Annotated in this window: 9 protein-coding genes; all 9 read right to left on the bottom strand. The window is 57.1% G+C overall.

All coding sequences use genetic code 11. The features are described from left to right. Window positions 1–3536 (bottom strand): PAAR domain-containing protein (locus tag LG003_RS17530; protein ID WP_262981270.1); only part of this gene is annotated, 3536 nt, incomplete at its 3' end. 21 nt (window positions 3537–3557) lie between these two features. Further along, on the bottom strand, window positions 3558–3977 hold the full coding sequence (locus tag LG003_RS17525; RefSeq protein WP_112878167.1) for a DUF1795 domain-containing protein: 420 nt from the start codon (window positions 3975–3977) through the stop codon (window positions 3558–3560). A 44-nt stretch (window positions 3978–4021) separates the two neighbouring features. After that, on the bottom strand, window positions 4022–5920 hold the full coding sequence (locus LG003_RS17520) for a type VI secretion system Vgr family protein (RefSeq protein ID WP_262981269.1): 1899 nt from the start codon (window positions 5918–5920) through the stop codon (window positions 4022–4024). Window position 5921: 1 nt separating this feature from the next. Then, window positions 5922–7277: a VasL domain-containing protein gene (locus tag LG003_RS17515; protein WP_112878165.1), complete on the bottom strand. Its 1356-nt coding sequence runs from the start codon at window positions 7275–7277 to the stop codon at window positions 5922–5924. Between the two features lie 63 nt (window positions 7278–7340). Next, the gene (gene tssM / locus LG003_RS17510) at window positions 7341–10880 is read right to left on the bottom strand and encodes a type VI secretion system membrane subunit TssM (RefSeq protein WP_112878164.1); all 3540 of its coding nucleotides are present in this window, start codon (window positions 10878–10880) and stop codon (window positions 7341–7343) included. Then, a complete protein-coding gene (tssA, locus tag LG003_RS17505) occupies window positions 10877–12310 on the bottom strand; it encodes a type VI secretion system protein TssA (protein WP_112878163.1) in 1434 nt (477 codons plus the stop codon). Before tssA ends, tssM begins: the two co-directional genes overlap by 4 nt. Before the next feature lie 5 nt (window positions 12311–12315). Beyond that, a complete protein-coding gene (gene vasI, locus LG003_RS17500; protein ID WP_112878162.1) occupies window positions 12316–12963 on the bottom strand; it encodes a type VI secretion system-associated protein VasI in 648 nt (215 codons plus the stop codon). Next, the gene (locus tag LG003_RS17495) at window positions 12960–13760 is read right to left on the bottom strand and encodes a helix-turn-helix domain-containing protein (RefSeq protein WP_112878161.1); all 801 of its coding nucleotides are present in this window, start codon (window positions 13758–13760) and stop codon (window positions 12960–12962) included. The genes vasI and LG003_RS17495 overlap by 4 nt, the downstream gene beginning before the upstream one ends. After that, window positions 13757–16384: a type VI secretion system ATPase TssH gene (gene tssH, locus LG003_RS17490; protein ID WP_112878160.1), complete on the bottom strand. Its 2628-nt coding sequence runs from the start codon at window positions 16382–16384 to the stop codon at window positions 13757–13759. The genes LG003_RS17495 and tssH overlap by 4 nt, the downstream gene beginning before the upstream one ends. Between the last annotated feature and the right edge of the window lie 10 nt (window positions 16385–16394).

Here is a 16394-nt window from a genome sequence, read left to right as displayed (position 1 = left end):
TACGTGGTCAGCTTACCGGTCTGGATACACCGCTTTTCCGTCCGCCGTCCGAAGGCATCATAGCGATATTCCCACCGGATGTCATCCGGCGTGACAAGCCCCGTCAGCTGGTTCTGGCTGTTCCACCGGTATGTCGTCAGCGCCGGCCGGTAACCTTCGGCTAAAAACTGTTTCTCCCGCACACGTCCGGCCCGGTCGTAGACAAACCGGTGCGAGCCCACCCAGTTCAGGCGGTGGCCCTCCTGATAGAGGGTTTCCCCCATAATCTCCTGCGCCCCGTCAAACCGCCTCGACGGGTAACCGGCGGCGTCATACTGATAATGCTCCCGCAGTGTCCGACCTTCCCCCACCGACATCACCTGGCCGTTGCCGTTGAGAAGATAGTCCAGCTGCTGCCCGTCATCACTGGCTGCCGTCAGGTTCAGCGTCGCATCATATTCATACCGGCGCGCCACCCCCGCATAAGCGGGCCCGGTAATTTCTTCCAGTTCAGCCGGCCGGAAGAAATGCGGGTTGCGGCCCGCCCGCTGCGCGGTCAGTTGCCCCATCAGGTTATACTGCTGACGCAGAATAAATCCCCCTTCCACATAACGTCCCGTATCCCTGCCGGCGTCATCCCGCTCTATGGTCAGGGGCGTCTGATTGTCCAGCGTCAGCCTGATTAATTCGCCCACCCGGTTAACTTCCAGCCGGCTCTGCCAGTGGCTGAGGCGGGTCTGCCCGCTAAACCGGGCGGGGCCGGTCGGCTGTGCCGTTTCTCCGGTGAACAACTGCCGCTCTGCGGCGCGGTTATCCGGGTAGTGACGCTGAATTTCACCGTGCGGCTGGATTTCCCGCACTATCCGGTCCTGGTCGTCGTATTCAAAATGCAGGGCGCTGTCCGGCGATTCCACCGTTAACAGTCGTCCCAGGATATCGTAGTGGTAACGGGTCTCTCCTTCCGGGGTGTGCAGGGCTGTCAGCCGGCGGGCCGCGTCATAGTCATAGCGGGTGAGGTTCTCTTCTCCATCCCGTTTCTCAATGCAGTTCCCCGACAGGTCATAACGGTAGTGCCACTGCGTGCCGGCATAATCCTGCTCGGCGATAACCCGGCCATCCGCATCCAGTGTGTAGCTGTAGGTTTCCCCCTGCGGGTTAATCACCTGCGTCAGTTGCAGCGTGTCCGCGTCGTAACGATACTGCCAGCGATGTCCCTCGCCATCCCGCCGGGCGACCGGCAGGTCAAACGGGCCATACTCCACCTGCCATTTCACGCCGCGGGCATCGGTCCAGCAGGTTAAGTTCCCGTGGCGGTCGTGGGTGAAGTGCTCCGGATGGTTATCCGGCCGGTCGCTGACCGCAACCCGGTGATGGCGGTCGTAACGCCAGCGCCACAGCGCTCCCGCTGCCGTCAGGCTTCGTAACCGGTCCTGACTGTCATAACCCAGCCTGACAGTCCGGTTTTCCTCATCCAGCACTCTCACCAGCCGCTGATGCTTATCATATTCCTGTGTGCGGCAGTTGCCGTCGGTGTCGGTTTCTGACGTTACCAGCCCGAAAGCATTGCGGGTGAGCGTGGTTTTCCGGCCGTCCGGCGCAATAAATCCGGCGGGCTGGCCCTGCTCATCATATAAAGGCAGCCAGGTACGTTGCAGCGGGTCGGTCATGCCGGTCAGTTGCAGGCTGTCAGCATCATAGCTGTATTGCCACACGGCGCCGGTGGCGTCGGTCAGTGAGGTCACCCGGCCGGTATCGGCCAGCCAGGTCAGCGTCAGGGTTTCCCCCATAGGTAATATCTGTCTGACCAGATTGCCCCGGCGATCATATTCATAGCGGGTCGCACTGCCGCGCGGGGTGTGGATTTCTGTTATTAACTGCTGGTCGTTGTAATGCCAGGTGGTGGTATGCCCCTGCGGGGTGGTGGAACGGGTTATGCCGGGCGCATAGTCCAGGCGGACCGGATAGAAGCCGCCGGCGCCGATGCTGTCAGTACAGCGTCCTTCACTGTCGTAGCGGTAATCCACCCAGGTCTGGTCGCCGTCAGACCAGCGGCTTATCAGGCCCTGTGCGTTATATTCATAGTACAGGTGGAAATTCTGGGCGCTGTCTGCTTCTGCCAGCCGGCCATCATCATGGTAGTGATAACGGGCCATCACTGCCTGTAACCCTTCATCGGCGCGGAGAATCTCTGTCAGTTGTCCGCGCCGGTTGTAACGCAGCATCAATACCGGTCCGTCACTGTGGATAACCTGCGTCAGCTGACCGCCCTCGTTATAGATAAAGCGCAGCCGGTTGTCATACACATCCCGGTGTTCCGTCAGCAGCCAGCGCCGGGACGCCTCTTCTGAGGCGGATGACGGATGGGGCCGGGCAAAGTATTTGCTGACCGGTGAGTCACGGTGGCGGAGGATGTAACCCTGCTCGCCCCGGCTCAGGGTAAAGTCCGGGTGGTCCGGGTTGGTGCTGTGTGTATAGGCAGGGGGTAAGGCAAAGTAAAGCGATGCTCCTTCGGTGGTGCGGATTTCTACCCGGTCACCGGTCGTCAGGGCGCATTCGGAGAAGCTGTCCGTCCAGCCCGGCCCCAGTAAGCCCTGTTCCCCCGGCGCCCAGCTGCGCAAAAACACCAGCGGCAGGGTCTGACCGAGAGCGATATCGGTCCGCTGGTCAAACAGCTGGCCGGTGGTGACGTCAATCGGGTCGCCGGTAAAGAATTTTTTAGTCGCTTCCCGGTAACGTTTTGCCCCCCGGGTTTCTCTGAAAGCGGTTTTGGCACAGCAGAGAGTTTTACCCGATAGTATCTTTCCGGCATGCCGGACACCGGCAATGGCCCCGCTGACCACCTTTGCGCCGGCCTGTCTGGTGAACAGTTTACCGAGCCCTTTAATCGCCCCCCGGGAGGGCGGCACCAGAAATTCAACGGCTATCAGTATCGCCCGTTCCCAGGCCGAGAACTCTTCGGCGACCTCCAGGTAAGTGCCCTGACCGGAGCCGATAAATACCGTTTTGGCGCCGGATTTAATGGTGGCGCCACACACCAGTTTGTCATCCACCCGGGCTGCGGGAGAACCGTTAATAAATACGGTTTCACTGCCCTGGGCAATCAGGGGCGGCGCAGGGTGTTTGCTACAGGCAGCGATATCGGCTGTGGCCCTGGCAGCGGGTTTGCCTTCGATAAAGACATTGGGGGAGCCACTGGCCAGTGCGCCGCTCGGCGGGCCGACGCTGTTCACCATTTTTGTGACCGCCGAGCTGGCGGCACTGATGACGTCACCCAGTGCAAATGTTGCGGTTGCCCCCAGAGCAATGACGGCGACGGTGGCCAGTCCCCCGGTGAGGACCGTCAGCCCCACCAGTGCCGATGCCGCAGCAAATACGGCAGCCCCTATCAGGGCGCCGGCAATCGCCCCGGCCAGTGCGCCCAGAAAGCTGGCATGTTTTATCGGGTCGCCTTCGCGGGCAGCGGCCGGACCGGGGCTGCCTTGTGGCGGGGAAACGCGCACGGCATGTTGTGCGCCAACCCGTGCTATCCGGGTGACGATTTCATCACCAAATGACATGGTGTTCCTCCTGTCAGGTCATCAGGCCGCCTGAAAACTGTTGATAACCGCCAGCAATGTATCACGCTGACGTTCTTCAAAAGGCGCGGGGGAGGTCAGGTTGAAGGTCAGCAGCAGCGTGCCCCGGATTTGCAGCACCACGGTCTGGTACATGTCGCCTTCCGGGCTTTTCCACTGGTAATCCAGACGGCGGGCAGGTTGCTGGCTCAGGGTGATTTCGCTGCGCTGATGCTCCTGGTAACCGGGCAGATGAGTGCAGAACTGTTCCAGGGTCTGTTCATAGTAAGCGTTGTTATCCATGCCGGCAGGAACCGGTGTGCGGCTGACCACCAGATTAATGCCGCTGTCGTCCGGCAGCACGAATACGTTCATGGATTCATCCCGCCAGTTGCCTGGGATAGCCAGTGTGCCTTCATTCATCTGATATGTTGTGTTTTCCATGTTTTTTCCGTTGTTGATTGAAATAAGTTGATAGTCAGTCCCGGTCAGTTCACATTGACCTGTTTGCCATTGATAGTGATATTGGCGCCCTGAATGCTGATATTGCCGGCATTGTCGATGGTGATGCTGCCCCCGGAAGTCGCAATTTCGATACCCCCCGCCTGAGAATGTATCTGAATGTTATTTTTTACGTTCAGCAGGCTGTCTTTTTCGACGGTGATTTGACGCAGGCCGGTGATGGCACTGACTTCGTTGCCTGTCACTTCTTTATGGCGGTCATTTCTGACCGACAGCACCTGATTATGGCCGATGCTTTCGGTGTGGTCGTTCATGACCCGGGTTTCGCGGTTATTAAGCACCACGATGTTCATGTCCCGCTGCGCGTGCAAAGCCAGCTCTTCACTGCCTTTGGCATCCTCGAAGCGCAGTTCGTTGTAGCCTTCCCCTTTATGGGTTTTGGAACGCAGGGCCATCTGGGTTTTGCTGCCCGGCAGGGCCCCCGGCGGAATATTGCTGGCATGATAGGTGCGGCCGGTGACTATCGGCTGGTCCGGGTCGCCGTTAAGAAAGTCCACCACCACTTCCTGCCCAATCCGCGGGATAGCCAGCATGCCCCACCCCTGGCCGGCCCAGGGCTGGGTCACCCGTATCCAGCAGGAGCTGTTGTCGTTACTCCGGCCGTAGCGGTCCCACAGGAATTGCAGGCGGATACGGCCGTACTGGTCGCAGTAGATTTCTTCCCCGGCCGGGCCGGCCACTTTGGCTATCTGCGGCCCCTCCATCACCGGTTTGGCTAACGGGGCCGGGCGCCAGTGCTGGTTATAGGGAATGAAGGTGAAGCGGTTGCTCATGACCGTGCCGCTCTCGCCGGCGGCCTGTTCCAGCGCCTGCGGCTGGCTGCCCTGATGGGCGACGCTGACCAGTTGCCAGAGCCGGTTCAGGTCATCCCGGGGATGGCTGACCAGGGTGAACAGCACTCCGGGCTGCAGGGTGGCGGCATTACTTTCGCCGTCACCGGTCAGGGCATTATTGCGCAGGGCTTCCAGCCGGTAGCGGGTGAAATCGGCGCCGTGCTGTTCATCTTTGAAGCCGCCGGGAAAATCGAAGTGTTCATAGCCGGTATGCTGGAGGTCCTGTTCCCGCATCTGATGACGGAACTCCGCCGCCCAGGCCGGGTTTTTGAAGGTGTAATCTTTGAGTTCCACTACCGCCGGCCGCACCTGAGCCTGGCGGGTCAGCCGGGTAATGCACAGCTGCTGAGCCTGCCCGACGTCGCCGGGGTGATAGGGCAGCGCCGGGCCTTTAACCACGGAGCCGGCATCGTCGGCAAACACCAGGGTGTTTTTGTTCCCGCTGAATTCAAAGAAATAAAAGAGGCCCTCTTCGGCGGCCAGCCGTTGCAGAAAGTCAAAATCGGTTTCGCGGTACTGGACGCAGAACTCCCGTTCCGGGTGCGGGTTGCGCAGGCTGAATACCACATCCCGGACGCCGTTTTCTTTGAGCAGGGTGGTGATAATGGTCTGGATATCCTGCTGCTGAAAAATGCGGGAATTCTGGCGCAGGGTGGTGCGCCACATATCGGGCCGGACCGTCATCTTATAGCCGGTCTGATGTTTGCCGGTAGTACCCTGTTCAAAGTGGGCGACCATGCCGGTAACAGTGCGCTCGGTTTTCCCTTCGCGCAGGATGGAGAGGGTGGCGCTTTTGTCGAGCACCGCCGCGAAATCGATGGCCGGGTCGGCACTGGCTAAACTAACCTCCAGGGTGAACGGGGTGGAGAACGCTTCGTTCAGGGTGAAGGCGGCCACCACAAAGGTGCGCGGCGGCAGTCCGCCGGCGGTGAGGGTGAACTGTAAGCCGCCGGCGCTTTGGGGACGGAGGCGGCCGGCGATTTGCTGTGCGAGGTTGCCGGCCGGGCCGGCGGTTTTTTTCTGGAATGACATATTAAGGGTTCCTTGGCTGTATTGACGGGCGGGGGTGTTCAGGGGCCGCGGTCAGGCCGGCGGCGTTCTGCAACGCGTAGTACCGGCTGAGCAGGGCGTTAAAACGGTCGTCGGTCTTTTTTATCAGCGCCGGTGAGACGGCCTGCCCCTGTTCGACGGTGTCGGCAAGCTGGCGCAGCAGCTCTTCCAGCGGAACGTCACGGTTGTGGCTGTGCTGAATCTGATAAATCGCGGTTTTCAGGTAAGAGAGGGTGAAACTGCCCCGGTTGCGCTCCTGTTCCAGGATTTTGTCCGCCAGCAGCTGGAGCTGATGCCGGGTCTGGCGCCAGCGGCCGGGAGCCGGCGCATTCTCCAGCCGGATAGCCTGTAGCTGCTGCCAGCGGCCGGTCTCACGCTGCTGTTGGCTGTCCTGCGGCCAGGTTTTTTGTGCCGTGGCGGTCAGCTGCTCAGCCTGTTGCAGGACGACCAGCGGGGAGGTGTCGGCTAACCGGGTTAACTGCTGCGCATAGGTTTGCCGGTCGGGATGATATAACCAGGCCAGTCTTGCTCCGTCCGGCGTGTCAGTCAGGGCAGTTAACTGCTGTTGCAGGGGCCGGTAAAGGCCCAGCCAGGTCCCGGTCAGGACAAATCCCCCCAGTAATACGCCGAGTCCGAACCCCTGTAAGGCGCTCATCGGTCGCGGCGGGGGAGCAGGGAAACGGACCTGGACTTTGGGCTGACGGCGGTCGTCACTCACGTCATCGTCCGTTTCCGGCGGCACCGGCTCGGTGCTGGCGAGATAAACCAGCGGCGGCATCTGTACGGGTTTAGCGGCCGGTTTAGGCAGGAGTCGGGCCTGTTCCAGTTTTTTGGCGGTGTTCTGGAAAAACCACAGCAGGTTTTCGACCTTCGGCAGGCGTTTCAGGTCGGACTGCTGGAGCCGGTCGACGATGAGCTGTAAGGCCCGCTCGGCCCGGTAAATCATCCGCAGGTCGCGGGGAGTGTAATCGTGCTGGCGTAAGGCGTTGCCGCTGCGGGTGTTAAACCAGTCCAGCATCTCGGCGCGGACCGCCGGCTGCGGGGGCCACAGTGCATCCCACTGGCTGACCATCACCCCGGCCAGCAGTTCACAGCCTTCCGTGAACCCGGCCAGGCCGCTGAGCTGCATCCGGGCCAGGGTGTAGTAAATCGCGCTCTGCAAATCGACGCCGTGGGTGCGAAACAGCGTCAGGGCCAGTGATTCAATCAGCGGCCAGTTCACGGCCGGCTGAGACGGGTGGTTGATTTTGTTGATTTCTTCGCGGATGGCCGTAAACGCCGGCAGATTCATCGGGTTACCGCCGGCACGGATAATCAGGTTTTCAGGGTGTTCACTCATGGCCGTTCATCCTTTCACCTGTCTCCGCCGGCGCGGAGAACAGGGTTTGTGTTTATTTTGCAGTTAATAGAGCGTGTCAGGCAGTCTGAACTGACTGAACAGGCCGCCGGCAAACGGGTTGTCGGACTCATCCACGTAGATACGGTAGGTCATGTCGCCCCCGTCCACCGTGAACCGCACATCAAACGAGTCCTGACGCACGCTGGTCAGTTTGCCGCTGTTAATCAGGCGCAGCTGGGCCCACGGGCCGGTGAAGCTGATGGCGCGCGGGGATTTGCCGCGGGCATCCGGTATCAGCGTGAGCTGGCTTTCCACTCCGGCCCGCATCGAGTTGGGCCAGATTAGGCGCGCAATGTTGCTGCGCCCGTGGGCATAATCGAGCAGCTGGCCGTCGAGATTGAGCAGGCTGCGACGTTTATTGCCGGTCAGGCTGAGGGGTTCAATGGCATACTGGACCCCCAGACCGTTTTGCGGCGAGAAGAAGGTGTCGCGGATACGGTCGGCCCGTTTCAGCTGTGCCAGCACATCCTGACGGATAAGCTGCTGGCCGTCCGCGCTGTGGGTCAGGTTGTTTTCCACAAACGGTTTCAGGTTCTGCTGATAGAAGGCATCCAGCGTGCCGCCGGGCCGGAAGAAGCGCTCGAACTCACTGAGCGGCACATCCTCAGTCGCGTCCGGGTTGAACGGATAGCGGCCGGCCAGGTAGGTCTGGTACTGTCTGACCACGGTGTCGTGCCATTCGATTTCCAGCGAACTTATCGCTTCCCGCATCACCACCCGCCAGGCCTGTTCGGCCAGTTCGCCGACCCAGCGGTTGAGCGGTGCCGGCAGGTTTTTCGCCAGCTGCCGGACTTCGAAAATCGGGTCGCCGTTATGCTGTTCCAGCCGCTGCTGAACGGCGCTCAGGGCGGCTTTACCCGGGACCGGGGCGTTCTGAATCGCCAGCAGGTAACGGTGCAGTTCCACCAGTTTCTGGTAAACCCCCTGCAGGGTGCTGTTTTTGTCCCCGTACTCCACCAGCACCGCGGTTTCCGGCGCGAATTCCCGGTTAATACGCACCCGCAGGCGGTAATCCGGGGTATCACGTAACGGCTGCTGTGCTTTGGCCGGCAGCGTCTCGTCAATCACCGGCAGGCGGGTGTTGTCGCTGAGGATTTGCAGGGCGCGGCTGATGGGCTGCTCGCCGCTGATGACCTGTTCAATGGCGCTGATGGCCTGCGGGATATCGGTAAAATCACGAATGTCCAGGTTGTTCATCGCCGCGCGCCAGGTGGCGGTGTAGTCCCCCAGGTACTGCTCGGTGATTTGTCGCTGGATTTCTTTGCGGTCGGTGTCGCTGTACTGCACGTTATGCGACAGGTTCAGGACCCAGCTGTCCATGACGGTGAGGTCGATCAGCTGGTCGTCCTGTTTGACGAAGTAGTTGTTCAGGCCGTTTATCGTCAGGAACTGCGGGATAATCAGTTGCCTGTCATTATTGGCAATAAAGAGGCTGTCAAAGCCCGGGCCAATCTGGTCGCGCAGGTTGAGGGGCGGCGGCAGTGAATCCCGGGCTTTAATGCGCAGGTTCTGATAGACCCGCTGATAAATAGAGAGCTGACTCAGCTCTTTCTCGGCATTTATGATCGGCAGTTGGTAAGGCGCAAAGCGGCTGATCGCGGCCTGATCGCCCGCCTCCCGCGCGGCCCGCCAGTCGGTGTGATCCAGGGCATAGTCCAGGTGGGTCAGTAACTGATCCTGTAACGGCCGCCGGCCATTAAAGGCCTGACTCCAGCGCGCCCGCATATAGTTTTCTACCAGCGATTTATTGCGGCCGCTGCCGTCTTCCAGCATCCGCATGATGCGCAGGACGGCCAGTTTTTCTTCGCTGCCTTTAGGCGCGCGGTTCAGGTCATCCAGCAGGCCGTTCATTAAGGCGGGCAGGAAGCGCTGAGACAGCAGTTGCAGGTAGGTGTTTTCCACATACGGGCCGACCTCCGCGCCCTGATAAAGTCCCATATCCGCCAGCAGCCCTTTGTGATGGTAATCCCCGTAGGCCAGCGTGGCCTCACGGAGAGGATTGAGCAGGGGCAGCTGTAAATTGCCGTGACGGTCTTCGCCTTTGGGGGGCGGCACCGACAGGAAGGTTCTGGCCTGCGCCAGCACCTCGTCACCGGCCCGGTAGTTCTTCTGATAGTAGTAGTGCCAGCCGGTCCACAGGGCCAGCACCACCACGGCACCCGCGGTGGAGAAGGTCAGCAGTTTGTGGCGGTGGCGGCTTAGCCACAGGCGGTTTTCAGCCGCCAGATTCGGCTCGGCCAGCAGGACCTCTTCAAACAGCGCGCGGGTGAAGTAGGGCACGGTGTCCGCCACCGGCCAGGTGGGAAAAGCCTGCGGCCCGAGGTGATACTGCGCCGCGGCAGACTGGGTAAACAGGTCATCCATCTGGCCGATTTGTTGAGACGAGGTGAGATAAACCCCGCGCAGGCCGGGCTGTGCCGGACCGCCGTTGTAGAGGATCCCCTCCAGCAGCGGCGCCAGAGCGCTGTGCAGCCCCTGTATCTGGCGGGTGAAGCTGAACAGCGGGCTGCGCTGACTGCTGTCCACCTTATTGAGCATCATGTCCGGCAGGGCCGCGTTGAGCTGCTGCATCCACTGGCGCCAGAACTGTGCCAGCTCAGCGCGCCAGCTTTGCTCATCCTGCGCATTCAGACTAAAAGTGACGCCCAGGATCTGGTCGCGCTGCGATCGGTCCAGTGACTGAAAAGCGGCGCTGAAACCGTGCAGCCGGTCGAGTTTGGTCAGCACCAGATAGCAGGGCAGGTGGTTATGCAGGGTTAAGCGCAGATCCTGCAGGCGCAGGTGAAGCGCGGCAATAACCCGTTCCCGCTGCGCTTTGTTGTCGGTCAGTAAGCGGTGAATATCCACGGTCAGAATAATGCCGTTAAGGGGCTGGCGCTGGCGGTTTTCGGTTAACCAGGCGAGCAGGGCCTGCCACAGGCGGGTGGGCAGCTGAGGTTTGCCGGCGTCCGGCTGCGATAGCTGGTCGATAAGGAAGCCGTCCGGGTCAATGATGACCGCTTTTTCCCCCAGCCAGCAGCGCAGATGCAGTGCCTCTTCCCCGGTCAGGGTGTCCGGCGCGGCAATGTCAGTCAGCCGGCAGCCTTCCTGGATCAGGGCGGTTTTGCCGCTGCCGGTGTTGCCCATCACCAGGTACCAGGGGCGCTGGTAGAGATAATCCCAGGTGCCGAGATGGCGTTGCAGCCGGGCTTTCCAGTGATGGAGATAACTGTCCTGACGGGTGATATCGGCCTGTACCGGATCGACGGTGTTCAGTTCCACCTCCAGCTTAAGTTTTTCAAGCTGGCGCAGGCGGCGCCAGATTTTTATCCCGACAAAACTCAGGGCCAGCAGGAGGAGGATGACCGTCGCCAGCCAGCGGGCAGAAAGCGTTTCCAGCGGGTGGGTCTGTTTAAACTGCCAGCCGGGTCCCCACCACCACAGCCAGATAAGGGCAAGACAGGGCAGGAGGGCCAGTATCAGCGAGGCGGCGGCTTTCAGTGGCGGCAGACGCGGCATCGCCGGTTTTTTGATATTTTTCAGCAGTAAAGAAAGCCAGTTCATGGGTTAACGCTCCTGTTTGCAGTCGTCTCCTTTGCGGGGGAGGTGATTGAGGCTTTTTCTGCCAGTGCCGCCAGCAGGCCGGGTTCCCAGTCGGTGAGTGACAGGTGTTGTCCTGCCTGGCGCAGCTGGCGGTAATGTTGTTGTGCCAGCGCGCTCATCCCCGCCTGCTCCAGTAACTGTGCCGTCAGTAACTGACCGTAGAACTGATCCCGGGGTTCGGTCAGGTGTTGCTGATATTGCTCCGCGGCGTTGAGGGCGGCTTCCAGGCCGTGTTGCTGGAAACAGTGCCAGATAGCGTCCTGTTCCTGCGTGGCACTGTGGCTGACGGTGGTGGTTGCCGGAGGATGCAGCCAGTTCAGGGTGGCCTCTGAGATAAAGGGGCTCATATCAGAGAAAGAGAGGCGCTGTAAAACCGGCAGACGGTCGAGAAAGGCCCGGAGTTCATCACGGATAGCGTCAGCGACAGGGCGGTAACCCAGTTTTTCGGCAGCCTGCGCCGCGATAGCGTGCCCGTCAAGCCAGTAAGGGGCCAGTGTCAGACTCTGTTCTATCTGTTGCAGCAGGGATTTGTCCGCCGCCGGGAGTTTCGTCAGATAATCTGCGGTGCGGTCTGCCGATGTCGGTGCCAGCGGTGTTTTGCCTGCGCCATTCGCCATCGGTGCCGTGGTCAGCGTGTGCCAGATCGCATAACGACGCAGACGGTAACCCACAGGGGAATCTGGCTGGCGTTCGCATAGCAGGTCGGCCACGGTCAGAAGCGTCTGTTTCCAGGCTTTTTCACCGGAACTGTCTATGGTGACATCCGGTATGGGTATGGATGCCAGTGTTGAAGTGTTTGCAGATTGTGCAGTCGTTTCTGTCGATTCAACAGGCGCGGCTACCGGTTTTGGCTCAGGTTTACGGGCATAACGGGGACGCAACTGGTCAATCTCTTTAGCCAGTGCCGGTTCATCGGTATGCCAGCATTGTGCCAGATGAGCTAGTGCGCCCTGTGCCTCTTCGCGCTGAGTTTCATCAGCCTGTTCGCAGAAGCCGGGTTGCGCAGAGTCAAAACGTTTAATCACCTGTTGTGCCAGGCGGCGCTTGAGCAGCGGTTTTTGGGGCCAGGCTGTCTGCCAGTAATGCTGGATGTAATCGGCTAACAGCTCCATTGCCAGGATGAGTTCAGCGGGATTACTGCCGTGTTGCAGTGTCCGCAGTAAATGAACCATCAGCCTGAAATCTTTGCTTTTTTCGCTGAACAGTTGCAGCGCCTGACGCTGGATCTCTTCAATATTGATGCTGGAATGGGCCAGTGATCCTAGCTTAACCATCTCTCCATCGATATATTCCCAGGCGGGTTCGTTTTCATCCAGCTCTCGGCTGATAAGTTCATCCGACAGGGGTGTCAGCAGGAGGTCCTGCCAGTCAAATTGTTTCCTGATATCCATTGGGATCACCAGCGACAGGCGGAGCGTAAAGGTTTCACCGCCTGTTCCAGTTGAGAAATGTTGAATGTCATTCGGTTTCCGTTGCCGGTTTTGATGGTCAGGGTTTTTCCTGTCATCAGTCGTTTTAGTTCTTCAATGCCCGGTAATCCACGGCTGGATTCCAGCAGGTAGCCGTTTTCACGCAAGAACCAGTCAGCACTGAATTGGGTGATTTCTGTCGAAATCATTACAGTGCCACTATCTTGTGGTTTAGCCAGGGCAATTTGTATTCGGGTAATGCTATCGATACAACTCAGCATCAGTACTGGCCGTGGTGGTGGAACACCAATTGCGGGTGTGGTCAGTATGACGCGAGTCGGTATGCTTTCAGATTGGGTGGTGATAAAACCGGTTGAATGGTCAGTTCGTTTCATCTCCTGTTCCATTGCCTGTCGCCAGACAGGGCCAGTTTTTTCTAACGGGATAACGGCAATATTATCGACTTTATCCAATAGACGGTCGTAGCAATCGAGTCTGACCAACGGTGACGGTTCTGCCCGGCATTGCAGCAAAGCGGGTAGTGAAGGTGCTGTTGTGGTTTCCTGATCTGGCTGAATATCGGGTTTGCCTGTCAGAGAGGCGATTAGTGAACTGACCAGTAACAGAAAACTCATAATTTACACCTGTATTTCGCCAGTTTGTAAGTCAGTGTACGTGGTGCAATACCTAAGCTTGCGGCAATCTGTTTGGTGTTATTGCCGTAAATATGTTGGCGTTGTATCAGTACTGCACATTCGAACTCTTCGAGTGCCTGAGATAAGTCATCGATTTTGCTGTAATCGTGAGAGACGCTAGCTGATGTTTTGTTTTCTGCTGTAGTACTTAACGAAGCCAGCAATTCATCAAGCTGTTTTTCTTTCTGGCGCTGTGTCTGAAAAACTTGGCGGATCTGGCGTAATTGTTCACGCAGTTGTTCTAGTTCCTGCAATTTTTTCAATCGGTGTTGCATGACGTGGCAGTAGATGTAAAACATGTTGCTATCGTCAGCAAAACGACGGACATCTTTGGCGAAAACAGCAATCACGCCACACGCTTGCCCGTTGCAATTAAACAACGGGATAGCATGTAGGCCGCAGCGATTAGGGAGTTCTTCGACGAAGATGCGAAAGTTTCGATTGTCTATTCGTACTCCTTGATTGAGTGATTCCCAAGTCGTAGGGATACCTTTGTACAGGATTTGTACCAGTGGATGGTTGATATCACCGATATTGACATCCAGTTGCAGAGCGCTTATCTGGTTTGGTGCCGGCAGCCGGTAGCATTCCAGACGGTTTTCATTCACGTTAAGCAGAGAGACCAGCAAGGCATCAAAACGCTGGCGTTGGTGATTCACCTGAAGAAAGTGATGAACCAGTTGCTCGATAGAGTCATTTTCCAATAACGCTAATGCGCTTCTCAGCCGTTGTTTCATGGTATCTCCTCAACCACCGCGTTGAATTGATGGTTGTTAACAGTTAGCTGGATAGTGCTGATCTGCTTTCCGGCAGCCATTTTTTGCAACAACAGCAGAGATAATGGTGGCAACAAAGCGCCATCAATGATCGATTCCAGCATGCGTGCGCCATTTTCAGCACGGGTTGCCCGTTGCAGTATCTCTTCAACTACGTCATCACTAAGGGTGACTTCGGCATTGAAGCGTTGACGCAACAGGCTATCAAGGCGTGCCAGTTTGCCCTGAATAATGGTTTTCAGGGTGTCTTGTCCCAATGGTAGATAAGGAACCACTTCCATTCGCGCCAGTAATGCGGGTTTGAAGAACGCCGCCAGTTCAGGATAAAGCAGGTCATTCATCTCTTCCGGTTTATCGGCATTATCGACGATAGTTTGATAGCCCAAGTTGGAAGTTAAAAAGAAGACCACATTTTTACAGTCAATCACTCGGCCTTCCCCATCGGCCAACTCACCTTTGTCAAAAGCTTGGTAGAACAGGTTCAGTACATCAGGATGGGCTTTTTCCACTTCATCAAGTAGGACGACGGAATAAGGTTTCTGGCGAATAGCTTCGGTGAGTACACCACCTTCCCCATATCCAACATAGCCCGGAGGTGAACCAATCAGGCGGGAAACGGTGTGTTTTTCCTGAAATTCCGACATATTGATAGTGGTCAGATATTGACGTCCACCAAACATCAATTCTGCAATCTGTAAAACGGTTTCGGTTTTACCGACACCACTTGGTCCTACCAGCAAGAAGGCGCCCAATGGACGGCCGGGGCGGCGCAGGTCGGCCCTGGCAGTCAACAAATGTTGATGCAGGCATTTAATAGCGAGATCTTGTCCTTTGATGCTTTGTCCCAAATGAGTTGGTAGTTCAGTCACTACGGAGAGTTCACTTTGTGACAGGCGATTAAGTGGTACGCCAGTCCATTCAGCGATGACCGTCGCAATCTGGTTCTTATCCACATGAGGAGAAACGAGCGTTTGTTGTTGCTGTAATTGTTCCAACTGTTCATTGAGTTCAGCCAATTGTGCAATCAACTCTTCAGTTGTTATCTCGGCGGCGGCTTCGCTCTCTTTTGCCTCATCGGTTAATAGCTGACGGCGTAGTTCAATAATTTGCTGAACCAATTGCTGCTGTTGTTGCCAACTGGCTTCCAGTTCAGCCAATTTCTCTGTGGTTTCCTGCTGTTGTTGCTGTAATTCATCCAGCCTATCAATATGCTGGTTTAGCCCCAGGCGCTGTTCCCTTGTCAGCACGTCTGATTCCATCTGCTGCTGATGTAGTTGGTTTTTCAGGGCGGAAATTTGGCGCGGAGGTGCAGTCAGGTTGATGGCAACGCGAGCGCAAGCGGTATCCAGTACATCGATAGCTTTGTCCGGTAATTGACGCCCGGAGAGGTAACGGTCACTTAATACCGCAGAGGCTTTTAGTGCTTCATCATCGATTAATACGCCATGAGATTGTTCGTAAATTGCCCGCAGGCCACGCATAATAATGATGGCTTCTTCTGCGGTCGGTTCGGCCACTTTAACCAGTTGAAAACGGCGGGATAGGGCAGCATCTTTTTCGAAATATTTTTTGTATTCGCCCCACGTGGTTGCAGCAATTGTTTTCAATTCACCCCGTGCCAGAGCGGGTTTCAGCAGGTTGGAGATATCCAGTCCGCCTTGTTGATTACCGGCACCAATCAGGGTATGAGCTTCATCGATGAACAGAATAATCGGTACGGATGACTGATTTATTTCATTCATGATACCTTTGAAACGTTTTTCAAATTCACCTTTTATCGCCGCACCCGCTTGTAATGCTCCCAGATCCAGCGTCATCAATTCACTGTTACGCAGTTTTTCCGGTACTCGGTTATCGATAATGCGCAGAGCCAACCCTTCAATGAGAGCACTTTTACCGACGCCCGCTTCACCCACCACAATCGGGTTATTTTTACGGCGACGGCAGAGAATGTCGATCATTAGGTCGATTTCTCTGTCACGGCATAGAACAGGATCGAGTTTTCCCTGACGAGCTTGTTCCGTCATATTTTGAGTAAAACGGGCGAGCAGGTTGTCACTGCTGGTGGTAGCTTTGCCTTGCCCGTTTTTGTCGTTTTCCACAACCGGTTGTTCGGCGGAACCCGCGGTCCATTGGGTAAAATTCTGGCGTAACAATTCGCGGTTTATGCCCGATAAAAGACGTGCGGATTGTGGTGTCAGGTAGCGTAATGGGCTGAACAGCAAGGTCATCAGCATGACACCACTGCGCAATTCCTGATGCTGCATCTCAGTTGATGCTAACAGCCAGCTATCCTGTAACCATTCCACCAGCATTGGAGAGAAGCTAGGATAGGCCTGAACCATTGCTTGATGGTGAGGGATCATCTGATCAAGTTGCTCTTTCAGTAAATCGCTGTCTACTTCTGCTTGATTGAAGATCGCCCTGACATCACTAAGAGGCGTGTTGATCATTTGCAGTAGTAGCTGAGAAACCGTGATTTCAGGTTGCTGTTGGCTGACACACTGCGCTGCTGCCGCTTCCAGAGCATGCCGAGTCATCGGATTTAAGCGATTAACTAATGTAGGTAGATCAATCTGAATCATCGGTTCTTTC

Source organism: Photorhabdus kleinii (assembly GCF_025384885.1).
GTDB lineage: Bacteria > Pseudomonadota > Gammaproteobacteria > Enterobacterales > Enterobacteriaceae > Photorhabdus > Photorhabdus kayaii.
The sequence above is the reverse complement of the archived record's forward strand: the minus strand, read 5'-3'. Positions and strand labels throughout refer to the sequence as shown.